Annotated in this window: 1 protein-coding gene; it reads right to left on the bottom strand. The window is 63.6% G+C overall.

What is annotated here, in order from left to right; all coding sequences use genetic code 11:
• Positions 1–925, bottom strand: a 925-nt coding sequence (locus tag CJP72_RS25145) for an OmpA family protein (RefSeq protein ID WP_162383920.1), incomplete at its 3' end; no start/stop codon positions are given.
• Between the last annotated feature and the right edge of the window lie 116 nt (positions 926–1041).

The following is a 1041-nucleotide window of genomic DNA, read 5'->3' as shown; positions in this document are numbered from 1 at the left end:
GACGCTCCGACAGCTTCTGGTTGTAAGCGTCGGTACCCTTCGAGTCGGTGTGACCGGCGACTTCAACGCGCAGATCCGGGTAACGCTTCAGGATCTCGGTGGCTTCGCTCAGGATCGCCACGGCGTCCGGACGCAGGTTCGACTTGTCGAAGTCGAAGTTGACGCCCTTCAGGTCGATGGAGACCGGGACCGGGCAACCGTCCGGACCGATGGTCTGACCCGGCTGCGAGTTCGGGCACTTGTCGTCGCAGTTGTTGACGCCGTCACCGTCGTCATCCAGGTCGGCGCAGCTCGGGGCAACCGGAGCCGGGGCCGGAGCAGCCGCGACCGGAGCCGGGCCCAGCGGGATCACGACGCCGACCGAAGCCAGCACGTCGCCGAACCAGCTTTCATCGTTGCCGGCACGCTTCGGGTTCACGCTCTGGTCGTCGAAATCAGCGCGGTAGGCGACTTCGGCGCGGACAGCAACGCGCTTCTCGAAGGTGGTCTGCAGACCGACGCCGACCTTGGCGGCAAAGTTGCCGTCCTTGCGGTCAGCCAGGCCACCGCTGATCGGGTTGTACTCTTCTTCCGACTTCTGGTAGCCCAGGCCGGCCAGCAGGTACGGGTTCCAGCCGCGGCCTTCCTTGATGAAGTGGCGACGCAGGTCCAGCGAGACGCCGTACTGCGACCAGTTCATGTCCTTGTTGGCGTCGAAGTTCGGGTTCTGGTAGTTCAGCTCACCGTCCAGCGACCAGTTCGGGCTGATGAACTTGCCCAGGCCCAGGGTGACGAACGGAGCGTCATTGGTCAGGCGGTCGCTGTCCTGGAAGTTGAAGCCGGCCGAACCGGTCAGGTACCAGCGGTCATCGAACTCCTGCGCGGACGCAGCCTGGGCGAAAGCCAGACCACCCAGCAGCGCGGCAGTAAGGATCTTCTTGTTCATTGAGTACAGCTCCTATTTCGGGGGTATGAAACCGGTAGAGGCATGGGCCAGCACTAGTGCGTCGATGTTCGACAGCCGATTCAGCACGCCACCGCCGCGAACATTATGCTCAGGCG

It is taken from the genome of Citrobacter sp. NCU1, assembly GCF_010231475.1.
Lineage (GTDB): Bacteria > Pseudomonadota > Gammaproteobacteria > Enterobacterales > Enterobacteriaceae > Citrobacter_D.
Note: the sequence above shows the minus strand (reverse complement) of the source record. Positions and strands in the feature narration are given on the sequence as shown.